The sequence below is a fragment of the Micromonospora yongxingensis genome (assembly GCF_052601155.1).
Genome location: NZ_JBQXEO010000012.1, coordinates 152833 through 169227 on the forward strand (window position 1 = coordinate 152833; position 16395 = coordinate 169227).

The window sequence follows — 16395 nt, forward strand, 5'->3', positions numbered from 1 at the left end:
ACCACATTGCCCGCCATGACGACCTGGTGGATGAGGACTAGCGGCGAAAACCCTCTCGAATCTCAGACCACTCCCGGGCCATCCGCTGACCTCTTGCGGACTAAATGCGGACCGCAGGTGCCGGCGGCTGGAAACGCCGCCAGATCGAACTGGACTTCAGCACGCCGTGGGCGACGCCGACGTAGATCGCAGTAGGGCCAAGCACGGCGACCACGCCGCCCAGGCATGCCAACAATGTGCCGACGAGTGGTACGTCGGTTGCAACTGCGACGACAGCCACGTAGACCGTGGCCAGCGCTGCGGCGACGGCGAGCGCGAACAGTAACTTCAGGGGAAGGCGTCCATTTTTCGCGACAACCTCGCCGACCAAACCGGCTGGCACGAACAGCAGCGGCACCAGCGCGACGCCCAGCACGCCGGCAAGCAGCACCAGCAGCGGCCCCGCGAGCGGACCACCCGTATCCGCATCGGCCACCAGCGCGTACACGAGCAGTCCCACGTAGACGACGACGCCCTGCACGACGAACAGCAACCAGGATGCAGCAGCACCCGCAAGGTGCCGGGCAATCTTCCCGATCATGATGCCTCCTCGTATGACGGCTCCAGGAGGCTATGCCACGCCGCCACCTTCCTGTTGCGCGGCGGGCAAAGGAACATGAATGCGCGGCCGGCCGATCACCCGGCCTGGACACGTGCCTGCGACACTGCTCGATGACCAAGACCAGACGGCCCGCAGGGGTGCTGATGGCCTGCTCGGCCAATTGGGCAGTACAAGCTAGGCCGACGACGCAGAGGACCTGCGGGACTGGAGGCACGGTCAGATGAGGTCGAGGCTACGCAAGCTGCATATCGGCGGTCGAGAGTTCACCTGGAAGGCCGATATGCGCGATGCGTCTGGACCTGATGGTCCCATCCATCGCTGCATCCGAATCCGCGTCTGGGGAGCGGGAAAGAATGGCCGCGCCCTGCAGGCCGACCTTACTGACCGCCCCCAGCCGGCACCTGGGGAGGAAACGTATCCGTACCCCACGGCTGAGAACGTGCGGGCACTTGCCCAGTACGCCATGAGCGTTGGCTGGACGCCTGAGGCGGTGGGCGGAACGTTCCGAATCACTTCCGCCGCTGACGTTGACTTGCCCAGGTTTGCCATCACTGATCTTTTGTGGATCGCAGAACCCGCCCACTAGCTCTGGTACGTCCTGAGCCGCCTGCCGACTCGGCCACGGTGGCTTCTGACAGGTAGCCGCGTCGGTCCAGATCATGACGCGGGTCGTCCGGTCTAGCAGCGGAAACGCCTCTCGACTTTTCCCACCACTCCCCCACCATCCATCGACCTCTTGCGGACTGGATGCGGACTGTACGGCCAGGCGACGGCCTTGGCGGGCTAAGCCGGGAAAACAGCGCCGTGGGCACCAAGGTACGGGGCCGGTTCCATCTGGCCGCCCAGCGCGGCAGCTACCGCACGAGCAGCAGCGAGCTTGACGTCGCCGTCGCACGTGTCGGCCGGGGAGTCCCCGATAATCGTCAGCGTCACTCGACTGGAGCGGTTGCGGCCCTGTACGTGGGCGAGCGCATATCGCGCGCCCTCTATCGCCTCGGTGATGAACTGCTGGTTGACCGGTCTGTTGACGACAGCATGCGGTCCGTACAGATCCCGCAACCAGTCAAACGCGTGGGGAGAAACGACCACCTCGTCCTGGTCGGCCGGCTCAGCCTCAACCGCAACCTTCGCTATGTGAGCCAGCCCGGCGACTATCTGACGGAGCACGAAGACTGCTTCCACGGGGACAACCTAATCAGAACGGGTTCTCCCAAAGATGGAGCATGGCTGGCCGGCTGGAGTCGGCATGGACCTCGACGCGGTTCGCCCGGGTCGACGGCAGCATGGCTGACCAGGGGTTTGCTTGGTGGGGCGGGCGGGACTCGAACCCGCGACCGAGGGATTATGAGTCCCCTGCTCTAACCGGCTGAGCTACCGCCCCTGACACCGCGCCGGATCTTATCCCGCCCGGTGGATCACGGGCCAGCAGTGACCCGGCCCCACCTCATCACCGCCGTCGTCGCTTCAACAGCACGATGGGCAACGCGAGGATAACAGTGAGCAGCCAGCCCACCGCGATGATGCCCCAGAACCACGTGTCGTCCGGGTCGCTGTCGGCGGCGAACATGCCGATGGTCAGCAGCAGGCAGAAGCCACCCATCAGCAGGGTGCCGAGCCCGCTCAGCACCATCACCGGGATCTCCCACCAGGAGCGTTTGGCGGGCTCGTCCTGTCGGACGATGGGCTTCGGCTGCGGGATCTGGTCCGGTGTGCGGGCGGGCATGGTGACGTGCCGGTCGGCGGGCACCTGGGCGTCGATGGCCTGGATCGTTCCCGGCGGCAACTGGAACATGGTCGGCTCGATGTGCAGCACGATGGCGTCCGCGCCGATCAGTTGTCGTGCTCCGTCGGGCCAGGCGAGCATGGCGGAGCAGTCGTCGTAGCGGACGGTCAGCGGCCCTTCGGCCCTCAGGGAGGTCACACCGTCGGTGCCGACGCGGATCCCGCCGGCACCCTGCCTCGCCCGGAACGTGGTGCCGTCGACGGTGTCGGCGGAGTGGGTGGGCGCGGCGACGAAGCCCGCCCAGTCGGCGGTGTGCCCACCGGGCACCATCAGCAGCGCCGACGCGGTCATCTCCCCGGCCACCTCGTGCAGGTCGGCGAGGTTGACGGCCTTCAGCTCGGCCCGGTGCTCGTCGATGCTGATGTTCGGCTGCCCGGTCAGCACGTTCAGGGCGTACGACGGCAGCCGCCCGGCGTCCACCTCCGCGGTGCCGAGGACGTCCTCCCGCTTGCCGACGGTGGCGTCGAGGTCCGCCTGCTCGATCCGCCCGACCCGCATCTTGGCGAGCACGTCGATGAAGCCGCCGAGCACGGCGTCCTGCTTCTCCGACAGCGAGTCGGCGAGTGCCCGCAGCGTGGCGTACCCGTCGCCGCGCGGCTCGTACCCCGTGGTGGTGGTGTAGGACAGGCCGGCGTCCTGGCGCAGCGAGCGGTACAGCTCGCGCTCCAGCACGCCGGCGAAGATGTTGGCGGCGGTGCTGCGTCGCACCACCGAGTCGAGCACCACGGCGCGGGCGCCGCTGACGAAGTACGCCGGCGTCCGCGGCAGCGCCGACGACGCCACCGGCACCGGCTGCCGGACTCCGCGGGGCAGTGGGAGCCGCAGCCCGGCGGGCACCCGGTCGCCGGTGATCCAGAGCACCGCGTTCTCCCGGGTGAACCACCGGGCAGTCCATTCGCGCAGGTCGTCGGCGGTGAGCGCGCCCAGCCCCCACTCCGGGTAGCTGCTCAGCCCGAAGTCCCGGGCACCGTATCGCCACAGCGGGATCTCGTCGACCGCGGCGGCGCCCCGGCTGCTCCACTCGGTGCGCAGGATCTCCTTCTCGACGTCCAGCCGCGCCGTCGGCAGGTCGGAGAGGTGCCCGCAGACAGCGGTGAGGAACGCCGCGATGTCCGCCTCGGAGCCCTGGGTGTGGAACATGGTGAACGCGGGGGCGGTCATGCCGTTGACGTGGTAGTCGGCCAGACCGAGCGGCGCCAGCGCGAGGTGCTCGATGAGGTGGGTGATGCCCGCGCGGCCGAGCGTCTCGTCGGCGGTGCCGACCCGGAAGGTCAGGCCGGCGTGCATCGGCCCGCCGGTGGGGGCGAGCAGCGTGGGCACCCCGTCCACGTCCAGGTGCTGGATCACGACTGGCCACCCTTCGCGTACGCCTTGGCGCGGTATTTCGTGAAGCCTTCGACCCCGTCGACGTAGGCCCAGGGGTAGTCGGTGCCCAGGTTGCCGAGGGCCGCGAACTGGCTGGCGGCGGCGGACCACTGCTCGGTCAGGCTGAACATCAGGGCGAACGTCGAGCGGACCCAGACCCAGCCGGGCCGGTTGACGAAGTCCGGGTGCAGCACGGATCGCTGCGCGGCCTGCATGACCTCGTCGGCCACCGGGTTGTCGCGCCGGTACGCCGCCCACTCCCGGTCGGTGTCGAACTCGAGCCAGCGTTCCAGGTGCGCCTCGGCGACCAGCACGGCGTTGGGTGCCCCGTCGGGCGCGGCCTGGGCGCACTCGCGGGCGAACGCGAAGGCCCGGTCCCAGTCGCCGCTCCACTTCGGGCAGAGCTGCTGAAGCATGCCCGCCTGCGCCGGCGCGTGGTGGGGGTGGTGGTGGGCGAGCCGGTCGTAGCGGCGGCGCGCCTCGTTCTGGCCCAGTTGCAGACCCCGGGCGAGGGTGATCCGTTGGGTCCACGCGGCCGCGTCGTCCGGGTACCGGGCGGTGACGTCGATGAGCACCTGCTCGGCGCGACGCAGGTGCTCGTGGAACTGGTCGAACTGCGACCGGCTGACGTACTGGGCTCGGGCGGCGCTGCGGATCCGCCAGCCGGCGCGGATGAGGCTGGTGCCGAGCAGCGTGCCGGCGAGGGGATCGGTGGGGTCGGCGTCGTACACGCGGCGCAGGAACGGCTCGGCCCCTTCCTGGTCGCCAGCCTCCCCGACCAGAAGTGTCCGGCCGTCCGGGTCGCGGTCGGCGAAGACCGCCTGGACGGCGGGCCAGTCGGCGGCGTCGAGCGCCTTGCGCAGGTCGTTGACCTCGGGGTACGCGGCACCGGCGTCGAAGGTGGGGGCCGGTAGAGGGGCGGGCATGGCGGCGATCATAGGTGATCAACTACGGCGGCGATGTCCCGCTTCGTCTGGTCACCCACCGGCGGGCTACGTCGCGCGCAACTCCTCCAGCACCGCGCCGGCGGCGCGCCAGCCGCTGGCGAGAGCGCCCTGGATCGATGGGCTGTCGCGGTGGTCACCGGCCACGAACAGGCCCTGCCCCAACGACACGGGTTTGCGCAGCCGCCCCTGCGGTGGAGGCGCGGCGGGCAGCGCGTGCGGGACGGCCACGGTGGTGAGATGCGTCCAGTCGGCCGTGGACCGTCCGTACAGCCGGGTCAACTCGGCCCGTACGGTCGGCTCGGGTGGGGCGGTCGGGCCGACCACGGAGGTGGCCACCAGGTGCCGGCCGGCCGGGGCGTACGTTCCGGCGGCGTTGCTGAGCACCACGGTGTTGGCGACGATCTCGCGCCGATCACCGTCGACGAGCAGGATCGGCTCGGTCAGCGGTGGCTCGGGAGCGCTGTGGTAGTAGGTGGTGTAGCTGTGCATCCGTACCGTCGGGAGGGTCGGCAGCAGCGCGGACGCGGCGGGCGGGTCGACCGCGACGACGACGGCCCGGCAGCGGATGTCGCCGGCCTGGGTCCGGACGCGGCCGGGGGCGACCTCGGCGACCGGGGTGTCCAGCGCGACGAGGTCGGCCGGCAGCGGGTCGGCGATGGCCCGGGGCAGGGCGGCCATCCCCTCGGCGGGCACGCCGATCCTGCCGCGGGCGAAGGAGCGCAGCACCATGGCCAGCACGCGGCTGGAGGTGGCGAGTTCCCGGTCGATGAACACACCGGACAGGAACGGTCGCAGCAGTTCCTCGATGATCGCGTCGGAGAGGCCGGCACGGCGCAGCGCCACCTCGGCGCTGGTCTCCGGCGCGGCGAGCAGCCGGGAGGTGGGCAGGGTGGCGCAGCCGGCGGCGAGCGCGGCGAAGCGCACCCGGTCGCGCAGCGAGCCGACCCCGGCGAGGGCGGTACGCGGCCCGCCGGTCGGCTCGCGCAGCGGGTTGACCAGCCGCAACAGGTCGTCACCCCTGCGCACCAGCACCCCGGACGTGAAGTACCCGAGGTGGAGCCGGCCGGTGTCGAGCAGCGTGCCGAGCCGCGGGTAGGCGGTGTTGAGCACCTGGAAACCCCGGTCGATCAGGTAACCGTCCACGACGTCGGTGGCGACCCGGCCGCCGAGGCGGCCGCCGGCCTCCAGGAGCCGCCATGGCACGCCGGCGCGGTGCAACCGGCGGGCGGCGGCGAGACCGGCCAGGCCGCCGCCGACGATGACGACGTCGGTCTCAGCCAGCATCGCGCGCCTCCCGCCCGCCGTTGGCCCGGGCCAACCGGCCCGGCCACCAGATCTTCGGCCCGATGTCGTACGCGAGCGCGGGCACCAGCAGCGACCGGACGATGATGGTGTCGATGAGCACCCCGACCGCGACCGCGGTGCCCAGCTCGACCAGCACCACCAGCGGCAGGACAGCGAGGGCGGAGAAGGTCGCGGCGAGCACGATTCCGGCGGAGGTGATGACCCCGCCGGTGACGGCGAGGCCGGCCAGCACCCCGGCCCGGGTGCCGCGTCTGACCGACTCCTCGCGGACCCGGCTCATCAGGAAGATGTTGTAGTCGATGCCGAGTGCGACCAGGAACACGAACGCGAACAGCGGGAACGACGTGTCCACACCGGGGAAGCCGAAGGCGTGGCGGAACAGCAGCGCGCAGAGGCCGAGGGTGGCCGCGAAGCTGAGCAGCACGGTGGCGATCAGCAGCAGTGGGGCCAGCAGTGCGCGCAGCAGCAGGGCCAGGATGATCGCGATGACCACCAGCACGACCGGGATGATGACGTTCTGGTCGCGCCGGGCGGCGTCGGAGGTGTCCACGTTGATCGCGGTGAAGCCGCCGACCACCGCGTCCGCGCCGGGCACCTGGTGCACGGCCACCCGCAGCTCGCGGATCGTCCGCTCGGCGCCGTCGCTGTCGGGCGGGTCGGCCAGCGTCGCCTCCAGTTGGACCCGCCCGTCGACGACCTTCGGTGCGGCGGCCGGGTCGGGCGGGCCGGCCTGCTGGCCCGCGCTGACCGCCGGGCGGACGGCGGCGACGCCGGGCACGCCCTGCGCCACCCGGGCCACCTGCCGGGCGGTCTGTTCGGTGGCGAAGATGGTGGCCGGGCTGCCGGTGCCGGCCGGGTAGTGCCGGGAGATCACCTCCTGGCCGTCCACCGAGTCGGTGCGCTGGGTGAACAGGTCGGACTGGCCGAGGGTGGTGGCCCCGAGCTGGGTGAGGCCGAGCGTGAGGACGGCCAGTACGACGGCGGTGGTCAGCCAGATAGGTCGGGCGTGCCGCGCGACGAAACCGGCGATGCGGCTCCAGATGCCGTGCTCGGCCCTCGGGTCGGCCTGGTCGGAGCGTGGCCGCCGGGGCCAGAACGCCCACCGGCCGCCGAGCACCAGCAGCGCGGGCAGGAAGGTGAGCATCACCAGCAGGGTGGCGGCGATGCCGATGGCGGCGACCGGGCCGAGCGCCCGGTTGGAGTTGAGGCTGGACAGCAGCAGGCAGAGCAGGCTGACGATGACCGTCCCGCCGGAGGCGATGATGGCCGGCGCGGCGCCCTTCCACGCCGTACGCATGGCGTCCCAGGGCCGGTCGTGCCGGTGCAGTTCCTCCCGGTAGCGGGCGATCAGCAGCAGCGCGTAGTCGGTGCCGGCGCCGAAGACCAGCACGGTGAGGATGCCCTGGGCCTGCCCGTTGAGCTTGAGCACGTCGGCGTCGGCGAGCAGGTAGACGAAGACCGAGGCCAGCGCGTACGACATGCCGGCGGCCAGCAACGGGAAGATCCAGAGCACCGGGCTCCGGTAGACGATCAGCAGGATGACCAGCACCACGACGAGGGTGACCAGCAGCAGCGGCCCGTCGATGGCGGAGAACACCTCGATCAGGTCGGCGAGCAGGCCGGCCGGCCCGGCGACGTCCACGGTGAGCCCGTCCCGGTCGCCGTCGGCGATGTCGCGCAGCTGCTCGACGACGGCACCGATCTCCTCCCCCTCGGCGTCGTCGACCGGCACGACGACCTGGAGCGCCTGGCCGTCCTCGCTGGGGATCGGCGGGGGCAGCGGGGTGACCACGCCGGGCACCTGGGCGAAGCGGGCGGCGTCGGCGCCGACCCGTTGCCGGTCGGCGTCGGTGATCCCGGAGGTGCGCTCGTAGACGACCAGCGCCGGAACGGTCTCCCGGTCGACGAACTCGCCGGCGAGGTTCTGGGCGCGCGTCGCCTCGGCGTCGGTGGGCAGGAAGGCGGCGTTGTCGTTGGTGGCGACCTCGCTGAGGCGCCCGGAGTACGGCCCGGCCACGGCGCCGATCACCAGCCAGGCCAGCACGACCGCCACCGCGATCAGCGTGGCCCGGCCGAAGCCTCCTCGTCCGGACATCCGCGAACCACCCCATGAATCGACGCATCAATCGACGCAGCGGGAGTCTAAGTCGACATCGACCATCCTGCCGGGCGACGCCGTCGCTGGAGGGCGAAACCGGGACGAGAGGGGCGCGACCCGCTGGGCTGCGGCAGGGAGGACGCATACGAAAACGCCCGTCGGCGTGGTGCCGACGGGCGCTGGGTGGAGAAGCTCCCCCGATTGGACTCGAACCAATAACCTGCCGGTTAACAGCCGGCTGCTCTGCCAATTGAGCTACAGGGGACCGTGCACCGCCCGACTCCGGGATCTCCCCGACGCCGTGCGACGGGACAAGAGTACAGGACATCCCCCGGTGGTGGTCCAGTGGGTTGCACCCCCGGCCACCCCGTGATCGAGGTGTCCAGGTCAGCTCGCGAGCAATCGACAATTCGGGTAAATCGTCATCCCGGCACAAGCAGGCATGAGCGGAGAGCAGGATGGGTAGTTAGCTGCGGACAGAGGACGCAGGCGCGAGTTGGTCGCTGCCGACGGGGCAAGCCGCCGGGGCGACGGCGCGTCAGGTACGGAAGGAGCCGCCATGCGCGGAAAGATCATGTTCCTTGGCGGGCTGGCTGCGGGATTCGTCCTGGGTGCTCGTGCCGGCCGGGAGAAGTACGAAGAGCTGGTGGTCCGGGGCCGTAAGGTGCTCGACCACCCGACCGTCCAGGAGGCGGCCGGGGTCGCGCAGGCCCAGGCCAACCGCCTCTACAGCGAGGGCAAGGACAAGCTCGGCCAGACGAAGCTGGGCGAGAAGCTGGGCACGGGCAACGGCAGCACCGGCACGCAGGAGCTGACCGCCGCCGACGACGCGTTCGCCGGCACGCCCGCCACCATGGGCGCCAAGGCGGGCTCCGGCTCGTCGGGCAGCAGCTCGGTCGGCACGACCTCCGGGTCGCCGTCGGCCACCCCCCGCCCCAAGTCGTCCGGCTCGGGCACCAACGCCAGCACGCTCTGACCAACCCGCACGTCAACGGGCCGGTCGCCGCAGGGCGACCGGCCCGTGGTCCGTCCCGGTACGGGTCAGTCCTTGCTGCTGAACGCCGCGTCGAAGGCGGCGCTCGGAGCGTCGAAGGCGAGCCGGCGGACGAACTGCAACGCCTCCGGCGCACCGACCAGCCGGTCCATGCCGGCGTCCTCCCACTCGATGGAGATCGGGCCGGTGTAGCCGATCGCGTTCAACGCCCGGAAGCAGTCCTCCCAGGGCACGTCGCCGTGCCCCGTCGAGACGAAGTCCCAGCCGCGCCGCAGGTCAGCCCAGGGCAGGTGGGAGGCGAGCCGGCCGCGCCGGCCGTCCCCGGTGCGCACCTTGGCGTCCTTGCAGTCGACGTGGTAGATCCGGTCGGCGAAGTCGAAGATGAAGTTCACCGGGTCCAGCTCCTGCCAGACGAAGTGCGACGGGTCCCAGTTCAACCCGAACGCGGGCCGGTTGCCGATCGCCTCCAGCGTCCGCTTCGTCGTCCAGTAGTCGTACGCGATCTCGCTGGGGTGCACCTCGTGCGCGAACCGCACCCCCACCTCGTCGAACACGTCGAGGATCGGGTTCCACCGGTCGGCGAAGTCCTGGTAGCCGCGCTCGATCATGGACGGCGGCACCGGCGGGAACATCGCGAGGGTGTGCCAGATCGACGAGCCGGTGAAGCCGACGACCGTCTTCACCCCGAGCTTCGCCGCCGCCCGCGCGGTGTCCTTGATCTCCTCGGCGGCCCGCTGCCGGACGCCCTCGGGCTCCCCGTCACCCCAGATCCGGCCGGGCAGGATGTCCTGGTGCCGCTCGTCGATCGGGTGGTCGCAGACCGCCTGACCGACGAGGTGGTTGGAGATCGTGAAGACCTCGAGGTTGTGCTTGGCGAGGGTCTCCCGCTTGCGGTCGACGTACGAGTCGTCGGCGAGCGCCTTGTCGACCTCGAAGTGGTCGCCCCAGCAGGCGATCTCCAGACCGTCGTAGCCCCACTCGGAGGCGAGCCGACAGACCTCCTCGAAAGGCAGGTCGGCCCACTGGCCGGTGAAGAGCGTGATGGGTCGCGCCATTGTCCTTCTCCCCTGTTGTGATGGGGATTCCTTGTGCGGACCGGGGCGAGGTGACCGGTCGGGCCGGTACGCGGCGGCGGAACGGAGCACCGGTGGATGCGGTACGCACCTGAGCCCGGCGGGTTGCGCCTCCCACCGGGTCACCGGCCACCGTCACGGTCGCCGTCCCCACCCTATTTCCGCCGCCCCCGTCGCGAAAGCCCACGGCCCCGGGTAGTTCGGACGGTTGGCGCGGGAGCACGCGGCCCGACCGTCAGTCGGTCACCTCTTCGGGCGCGGGCAGGACGGCCCGGACGGTGAGGCCACCCCCGGGGCGCGGGCCGGCGGAGAAGGTGCCGCCGATCCGCTCGGCGCGCCGGCGTACGCCGGGCAGGCCGCCGCCAGGTCCCGGGGTGCCGCCGCCCGCCGGCCCCTCGTCGCGTACCTCGATGGTGATGCCCTCGGGGTCGTAGCGCAGCCGGACCGCGACCGGCGCGCCCGGGGCGTGCCGTCGCGCGTTGGTCAGCGCCTCCTCGATGATCCGGTACGCCGCCACGTCGACCGCGCCGGGAAGCGGCCGGGGCGGTCCCGACAGGCTCCAGCGCACCGGCTGGCCCGCGGCGAAACCGTCCACCAGCGCGTCGAGGCGGTTCAGGCTGGGCGGCGGCCCGCCGGACGTGTCGAGTTCCTCGGCCCGGCCCAGCGCCTCGCGCAGCCGGTGCCCCTGCACCCGCGCCATCCGGCGCCACCGCCCGAAACTCCCCATGCCGGTCAAGGTACGGCAGCCGGCTGTGAACCCGGCCGTGGACTCGTGGTCACGCCCGGCGTGGCGCGGCGTCCGACGGCACCCCCGTCAGGGCTCGCCGGTCGGTGTCGCAGGCCGGGCGACCACCCGCACGGCGGCGACCGGCCCGCCGGGCGGGGCACGCCCGGCGGGCCGGATCAGCGGGTCGGATCAGCGAGGGGTCAGGGCAGGGTCCACTTCTGGTTGGCCGCGCCGTTGCAGGTCCAGAGGTGCACGATCGTGCCGTCGGCGGAGTTGTTGCCGGAGACGTCGAGGCACTTGTTCGACGACGCGTTGCGCAGGCTGCCGTCGGCCTGGGCCGCCCAGTTCTGCGCGCCCGTGCCGTTGCAGGTCCAGAGCTGGATCTTGGTGCCGTCGGCGGTGCCGCTGCCGGACACGTCGAGGCACTTGCCGAGCGCCTTGATCGTCGAGTTCGGCGTCACGGTCCAGGTCTGCGCCGTACTGCCGTTGCAGGTGTAGATCTGGATCTGGGTGCCGTCGGCGGTGCCGCTGTTGCGCACGTCCAGGCACTTGCCGCCCAGTCCCTTGACCGCGCCGACCCCCGGGGTGCCGCCACCGCCGCCCTTGACCAGGGTGAAGTCGTCCACGTCGAAGAGCCCCGTGCCGCTACCGGTGAAGGTGAGGTAGAGGTTCTGCGTGCTGGACGGGACGTTGGACAGGGAGGTGGTGACGTTGGCGAAGGTCGTCCAGCTGCCGGTGTTCGGCACCGCGACCGAGCCGAGGACCGGGCCGGTGGCCGAACCGGTGCGCACCTGGATGGTGCCGCCCGCGCCGCCGGAGACGACCCGGGACGTGAACGAGGTGACCCCGGTGAGGTTCACACCGTTGTACGCGGCCCAGTCGCCCGGGTCGATGTAGCCGATGGTCTGGCCGCCGTTGGCGCCCGCCTTGGTGAACGGGGTGACCCCGTTGGCCGAGCTGAACGCCTCGGCCTGGATGGTGGTGTTACCGGTCGGCGGCGGCGTGGTGCCCAGCTCCTTGATCCGGATGTTGCGGAACGAGGCGTCGTCACCGGTGCCGTGGTTCTGGATACCGATGTGGCCGGCCAGCGAACGGACCGGGTTGGTGTTGGTGAAGTCGTTGATCTTCACGCCGTTGAGGAAGATCTGCAGCCGCTCGCCCTCGACCAGCAGCTCGTAGGTGTTCCACTCCCCCGGCGCGTTCAGCGCGGCGTCGCGCGCGGCGATGTCGGCGGACTTGAACGTGTAGACCGCCCCGGTGGTGCGGTCCACCGCGTCGGTGGCGTCGATCTGGATCTCGTAACCGTTGTCCACCGCCGACCACGGGTCACTGGACGGCGGGAAGCCGATGAAGATGCCGGAGTTGTCGTCACCGGCCAGCTTCCAGTCCAGCTTCAGCGAGTAGTTGGTGAACTGCTTCGCGTTGTACCAGAACAACCCCATGCCACCGGTCGAGGTGAGGGTGGCGTCGGAGTTGGTGAAGCTGCCCGGGCCGGCCTGCGACCAGCCGGCGGTCGAGCCGTTGTAGATCGGGGAGTAGCCGGTCTCGGGCCGGCAGTCGGCCTTGCTGCGGCCGGCCGCGTAGCGGATGCCGCCCAGCAGGTGGGCCCGGAACGCGGGCTCGGCGTACGACGCCTGGGTGTGCCCCGCGCCGGTGTAGAAGGACCGGCCACCGCCGTAGCCCTTGCACCAGCTCAGCGGATGGTCGGCGCCCATCCCGCCACCGGAGTACGACGACTCGTCGAGGGTGGTCAGCACGTGGGCGGTCGACCGGGCGTTGGTCCGGTAGTTGTACCACTCGTCGGTGCGGGTCCAGGTCTGCGGCAGGTGCGCGGTGGCCGCGTGCCCCCGGTCCTCCACCTTCGTGTTGGCCTGCTGGATGGCCGGGTGCGAGGCGAACCACGCGCCGACGAGGTTGCCGTAGAACGGCCAGTCGTACTCGGTGTCGGCGGCGGCGTGCACGCCCACGTACCCGCGACCCGAGCCGATGTACGACTCGAAGGCCGTCTGCTGGCTGGCGTTGAGCACGTCGCCGGTGGTGTTGAGGAAGACCACCGCCTCGTACTGGTTGAGGTTGGCGGTGGTGAACGCCGCGGCGTCCTCGGTGGCGGTGACGGTGAAGCTGTTCGCCGCGCCCAGGTCGCGGATGGTCTGGATGCCGACCGGGATGGCGTCGTGGCGGAAGCCGGCGGTCTTGGAGAAGACCAGCACGTCGTAGGGGGCGTCGGCGGCGCTGGCCGGGGTGGCCGGGGTGGTGCAGGCGAGAACGGCGAGGGCGGCGGTGGCCGCGCCGAGGACGGGACGCAGGAGTCTGCGCATATCGCTCTCCTAAGAACGGTTAGGAGGGGCCCCTTGTCCAACACTAGGCGTCACACAAGGGGCCCTTCCGCTCAACTCAGGGCAGGATCCACTTCTGGTTCGCGGCGGCGGTGCAGGTCCAGAGGTGCACGACGGTGCTGTCCGCCGAGTTGTTTCCCGAGACGTCGAGGCACTTGCTCGACGCCGCGTTGCGCACCGTGCCGTCGGCCTGCGCGGCCCAGTTCTGCGCCCCGGTGCCGTTGCAGGTCCAGAGCTGGATCTTGGTGCCGTCGGCCGAACCGCCACCGGAGACGTCGAGGCACTTGCCCAACGCCCTGATGGTCGAGCCCGGCGTGACCGTCCAGGTCTGCGCCGCACTGCCGTTGCAGGTGTAGATCTGGATCTGCGTGCCGTCGGCCGTGGCGGCGTTGCGCACGTCCAGGCATTTCCCACCCAGGCCCTTGATCGGACCTGCCCCACCGGTGGGGGGCGCACCGGTGACGAAGGTGAACGCGTCCAGGTCGTAGAGGGCACCGGTGCCCGACCCGGCGAACGTCAGGTAGAGCGTGGTGGTGCCGGTGGGCGGGTTGGTGATCGTCCCCGTCACGGTGGTGAAGGTTTCCCAGCCGCCGGTGACCGGGACCGTGGCCGAGCCGAGCACCGTGCCGGTGGCCGAGCCGGCCCGCACCTGGAGAGTGCCACCGGCACCCGCCGAGGAGACGCGGGCGGTGAACGAGGTGACGTTGCCCAGCCGGTACGGCTGGAACGCGATCCAGTCGCCGTTGTTGATGTCGCCGACGGTCTTGCCGCCCTCGGCCGGGGTCTTGCTGAACACGTTGACCCCCGACGAGGTGCCGAAGAACTCGGCCTGCCGGTGCCGCGGCGGCAGCGTGTGCTGGGTGTGCGTGGTCAGCCCACCGGCGTCGGTGTACTCGGCGTCAAAGATGGCGAAGATGTTCGCCGCGTCGTCGTGCTCACCGTCGACCGGGATGGTGATCGAGCCGGAGCAGCCGGTCTTCGAGGTGATCTGGTGGCCGTGCTGGTCGTGGCCGAGCACGTAGGTCATCTTGACCTTCGTGCAGTCGATCGTGCCGTCCTCCGGGTCGGTGACCGTGATGCTGAAGGGCACCGTGTCGCCGAAGCTGAACAGCTGCCCGTTGCCGGGGCTGTTGATGGTCACCGTCGGCGCGGTGTTGCCGACGTTGATCACCACGCTGGCGGTGCCGGTGGCGCCCTGCGGGTCCCGCACGGTCAGCGTCGCGGTGTAGGTGCCGTTGGTGGTGTACGTCTTCGTCGGGTTGGCCGCCGTGGAGGTGGTCCCGTCACCGAAGTTCCACGAGTACGTCAGCGCGCCGCCCTCGGGGTCGGACGAGCCGGCCGAGGAGAACGTCACCGCCAGCGGGGCGGCGCCGGAGGTCCGGTTGGCGCTGGCCGAGGCGTTGGGCGCCCGGTTGCCGCCGGCGACGTAGTCGAAGCGGTAGAGCGCCGAGTTGGCGTCACCGTTGAAGTAGCCGGTGCCGTAGTCGAGCACGTAGTAGGCGCCGTCCGGCCCGAACGCCGAGTCCATCACCTGCTTGCCGACCCAGGGGAAGGTGTCGATGACGCCCCGGGAGCCGTCGGCGTTGACGTGGATCGGCTTGATCCAGCCGCGGCCGAACTCGGTGGCGAAGAACTGGCCGTCGAACGACTGCGGGAACTTCGTCGTCGAGGTCGACGAGGCGTTGTACCGGTAGACCGGGCCGCCCATCGGCGACTCGGAGCCGCCGCCGAACTCCGTCGGGGTGCCGGCGTCGCCGGCGTACCGGATCCAGGCCGGCTTCGCGGCCGGCAGGGTGGGCAGGCCGGTGTTGCGGAACGAGTTGTTGGTCGGCCCGCCGGTGCAGTTGTACTTCGCCCCGCCGGTGTTGGCGGCGAAGTCCCACTCGTTGTACGTCTCGGTGGTGGTGTTGGTGCCGGTGCAGTACGGCCAGCCGTAGTTGCCCGGCGCGGCGACCCGGTTGAACTCCACCTGGCCGGACGGACCGCGGGTGGCGCTGGTGGAGCCGGCGTCCGGCCCGTAGTCACCGACGTAGACGACGCCGGTGGCCTTGTCCACGCTGATCCGGAACGGGTTGCGGAACCCCATCGCGTAGATCTCCGGCCGGGTCCTGGCCGTGCCGGGCGCGAACAGGTTGCCCGCCGGGACGGAGTACGTGCCGTTGGCGTTCACCTTGATCCGCAGGATCTTGCCGCGCAGGTCGTTGGTGTTGCCGGCGCTGCGCTGCGCGTCGTACGCGGGGTTGCGGTTGGTCCGCTCGTCCAGGGGGGCGTAGCCGGCGGACTCGAAGGGGTTGGTGTCGTCGCCGGTGGACAGGTAGAGGTTGCCGGCGGCGTCGAAGTCGATGTCACCGCCGACGTGGCAGCACAGGCCGCGATCGGCCGGCACGTCGAGCACGTCGACCTTGCTGGCCTGGTTGACCGTGAAGTCGGCGTTGAGGGTGAACCGGGAGAGCCGGTTGACGCCCTGCCAGGCCGAGAAGTCGGTGCCGGTGGCGGGCGCGTCGCCGCCGGGGGTGGACAGCGGCGGGGCGTAGTAGAGGAAGATCTGCCGGTTGCTGGCGAAGTTCGGGTCGACCCCGACGCCCTGCAGGCCCTCCTCGTCGTGCGTGTAGACCGGCAGGGTGCCGATCACGGCGGTGTTGCCGTTGGCGTCGGTGCGGCGCAGCGTGCCGTTGCGGGCGGTGTGCAGGACCGAGCGGTCGGGCAGCACGGCCAGCGACATCGGTTCGCCCATGTCGGCCACACCTCGGGCGAGCTCGACCTGCTGGAAGTCGGTGGCGTTGATCGGGTGCGCCTGGGCGGGGGTCGGGCCGCCGAGTGCGGCCGGGCCGGCGCCGAGTGCGACCGTGCCGGCCGCGGCCACCAGCAGCAGTGCCGATCCCGCGGAGAACCACCGTCGGGACCGGTGTGGGGGAGCGTCCTTCATGGACATGTGTGCTGTCCCTTCCTGACGATTGACTGCCAGGCCGGGCGCGCGCCGTCGCGCCAGATGCCGTAGCGGTGGTGGGGATGCGGTCGGCCCGCCGGGATGCCGTCCCGGCCGGCCGTGACCACCGAGGCGGTGGGGGGTCACATGCTCGGAGGTCACCAGTCGATGGGTTACCGCGCCGCCGGTTCACCTCGACGAAACAATGTCGTGTTGGCCACGACACTAAATTGCGAGTGT

Annotated in this window: 11 protein-coding genes and 2 tRNA genes; 1 reads left to right on the top strand and 12 read right to left on the bottom strand. The window is 70.9% G+C overall.

All coding sequences use genetic code 11. From position 1 onward, the window contains the following. Positions 1 to 100 precede the first annotated feature (100 nt). From ACTWLT_RS16965 to ACTWLT_RS17000, 8 genes are all read right to left on the bottom strand, one after another. Positions 101 to 580, bottom strand: coding sequence for a hypothetical protein (locus ACTWLT_RS16965; protein ID WP_445319214.1), 480 nt, complete (start codon positions 578 to 580; stop codon positions 101 to 103). A gap of 804 nt (positions 581 to 1384) precedes the next feature. After that, positions 1385 to 1783: a hypothetical protein gene (locus tag ACTWLT_RS16970; RefSeq protein ID WP_445319215.1), complete on the bottom strand. Its 399-nt coding sequence runs from the start codon at positions 1781 to 1783 to the stop codon at positions 1385 to 1387. A gap of 122 nt (positions 1784 to 1905) precedes the next feature. Beyond that, a tRNA-Ile gene (locus tag ACTWLT_RS16975) sits at positions 1906 to 1982 on the bottom strand. 66 nt (positions 1983 to 2048) lie between these two features. Then, the gene (locus ACTWLT_RS16980) at positions 2049 to 3731 is read right to left on the bottom strand and encodes a M16 family metallopeptidase (protein WP_445319216.1); all 1683 of its coding nucleotides are present in this window, start codon (positions 3729 to 3731) and stop codon (positions 2049 to 2051) included. Continuing rightward, the gene (locus ACTWLT_RS16985) at positions 3728 to 4675 is read right to left on the bottom strand and encodes a hypothetical protein (RefSeq protein WP_445319217.1); all 948 of its coding nucleotides are present in this window, start codon (positions 4673 to 4675) and stop codon (positions 3728 to 3730) included. Before ACTWLT_RS16985 ends, ACTWLT_RS16980 begins: the two co-directional genes overlap by 4 nt. A 66-nt stretch (positions 4676 to 4741) precedes the next feature. Further along, positions 4742 to 5980, bottom strand: a complete 1239-nt coding sequence (locus ACTWLT_RS16990; RefSeq protein ID WP_445319218.1) for an NAD(P)/FAD-dependent oxidoreductase — start codon at positions 5978 to 5980, stop codon at positions 4742 to 4744. Then, positions 5970 to 8096, bottom strand: a complete 2127-nt coding sequence (locus ACTWLT_RS16995) for an MMPL family transporter (protein WP_445319219.1) — start codon at positions 8094 to 8096, stop codon at positions 5970 to 5972. The genes ACTWLT_RS16990 and ACTWLT_RS16995 overlap by 11 nt, the downstream gene beginning before the upstream one ends. A gap of 195 nt (positions 8097 to 8291) precedes the next feature. Beyond that, positions 8292 to 8364 (bottom strand) — tRNA-Asn (locus tag ACTWLT_RS17000). A gap of 294 nt (positions 8365 to 8658) precedes the next feature. Here ACTWLT_RS17000 and ACTWLT_RS17005 point away from each other — a divergent pair. Continuing rightward, complete coding sequence (locus tag ACTWLT_RS17005; RefSeq protein ID WP_445319220.1) at positions 8659 to 9075, top strand: hypothetical protein; 417 nt, start codon at positions 8659 to 8661, stop codon at positions 9073 to 9075. 65 nt (positions 9076 to 9140) lie between these two features. On the opposite strand, the gene ACTWLT_RS17010 is transcribed toward ACTWLT_RS17005, so the two are convergent. The 4 genes from ACTWLT_RS17010 to ACTWLT_RS17025 form a co-directional block, all read right to left on the bottom strand. Then, a complete protein-coding gene (locus ACTWLT_RS17010; RefSeq protein ID WP_252417870.1) occupies positions 9141 to 10148 on the bottom strand; it encodes a sugar phosphate isomerase/epimerase family protein in 1008 nt (335 codons plus the stop codon). 253 nt (positions 10149 to 10401) lie between these two features. Then, complete coding sequence (locus tag ACTWLT_RS17015) at positions 10402 to 10893, bottom strand: sensor histidine kinase (protein ID WP_445319221.1); 492 nt, start codon at positions 10891 to 10893, stop codon at positions 10402 to 10404. A 200-nt stretch (positions 10894 to 11093) separates the two neighbouring features. After that, on the bottom strand, positions 11094 to 13211 hold the full coding sequence (locus tag ACTWLT_RS17020; RefSeq protein WP_445319222.1) for a ThuA domain-containing protein: 2118 nt from the start codon (positions 13209 to 13211) through the stop codon (positions 11094 to 11096). Positions 13212 to 13287: 76 nt separating this feature from the next. Continuing rightward, entirely contained in the window at positions 13288 to 16161 is a 2874-nt protein-coding gene (locus ACTWLT_RS17025) for a PQQ-dependent sugar dehydrogenase (RefSeq protein WP_445319223.1), read from the bottom strand. Positions 16162 to 16395: the final 234 nt, after the last annotated feature.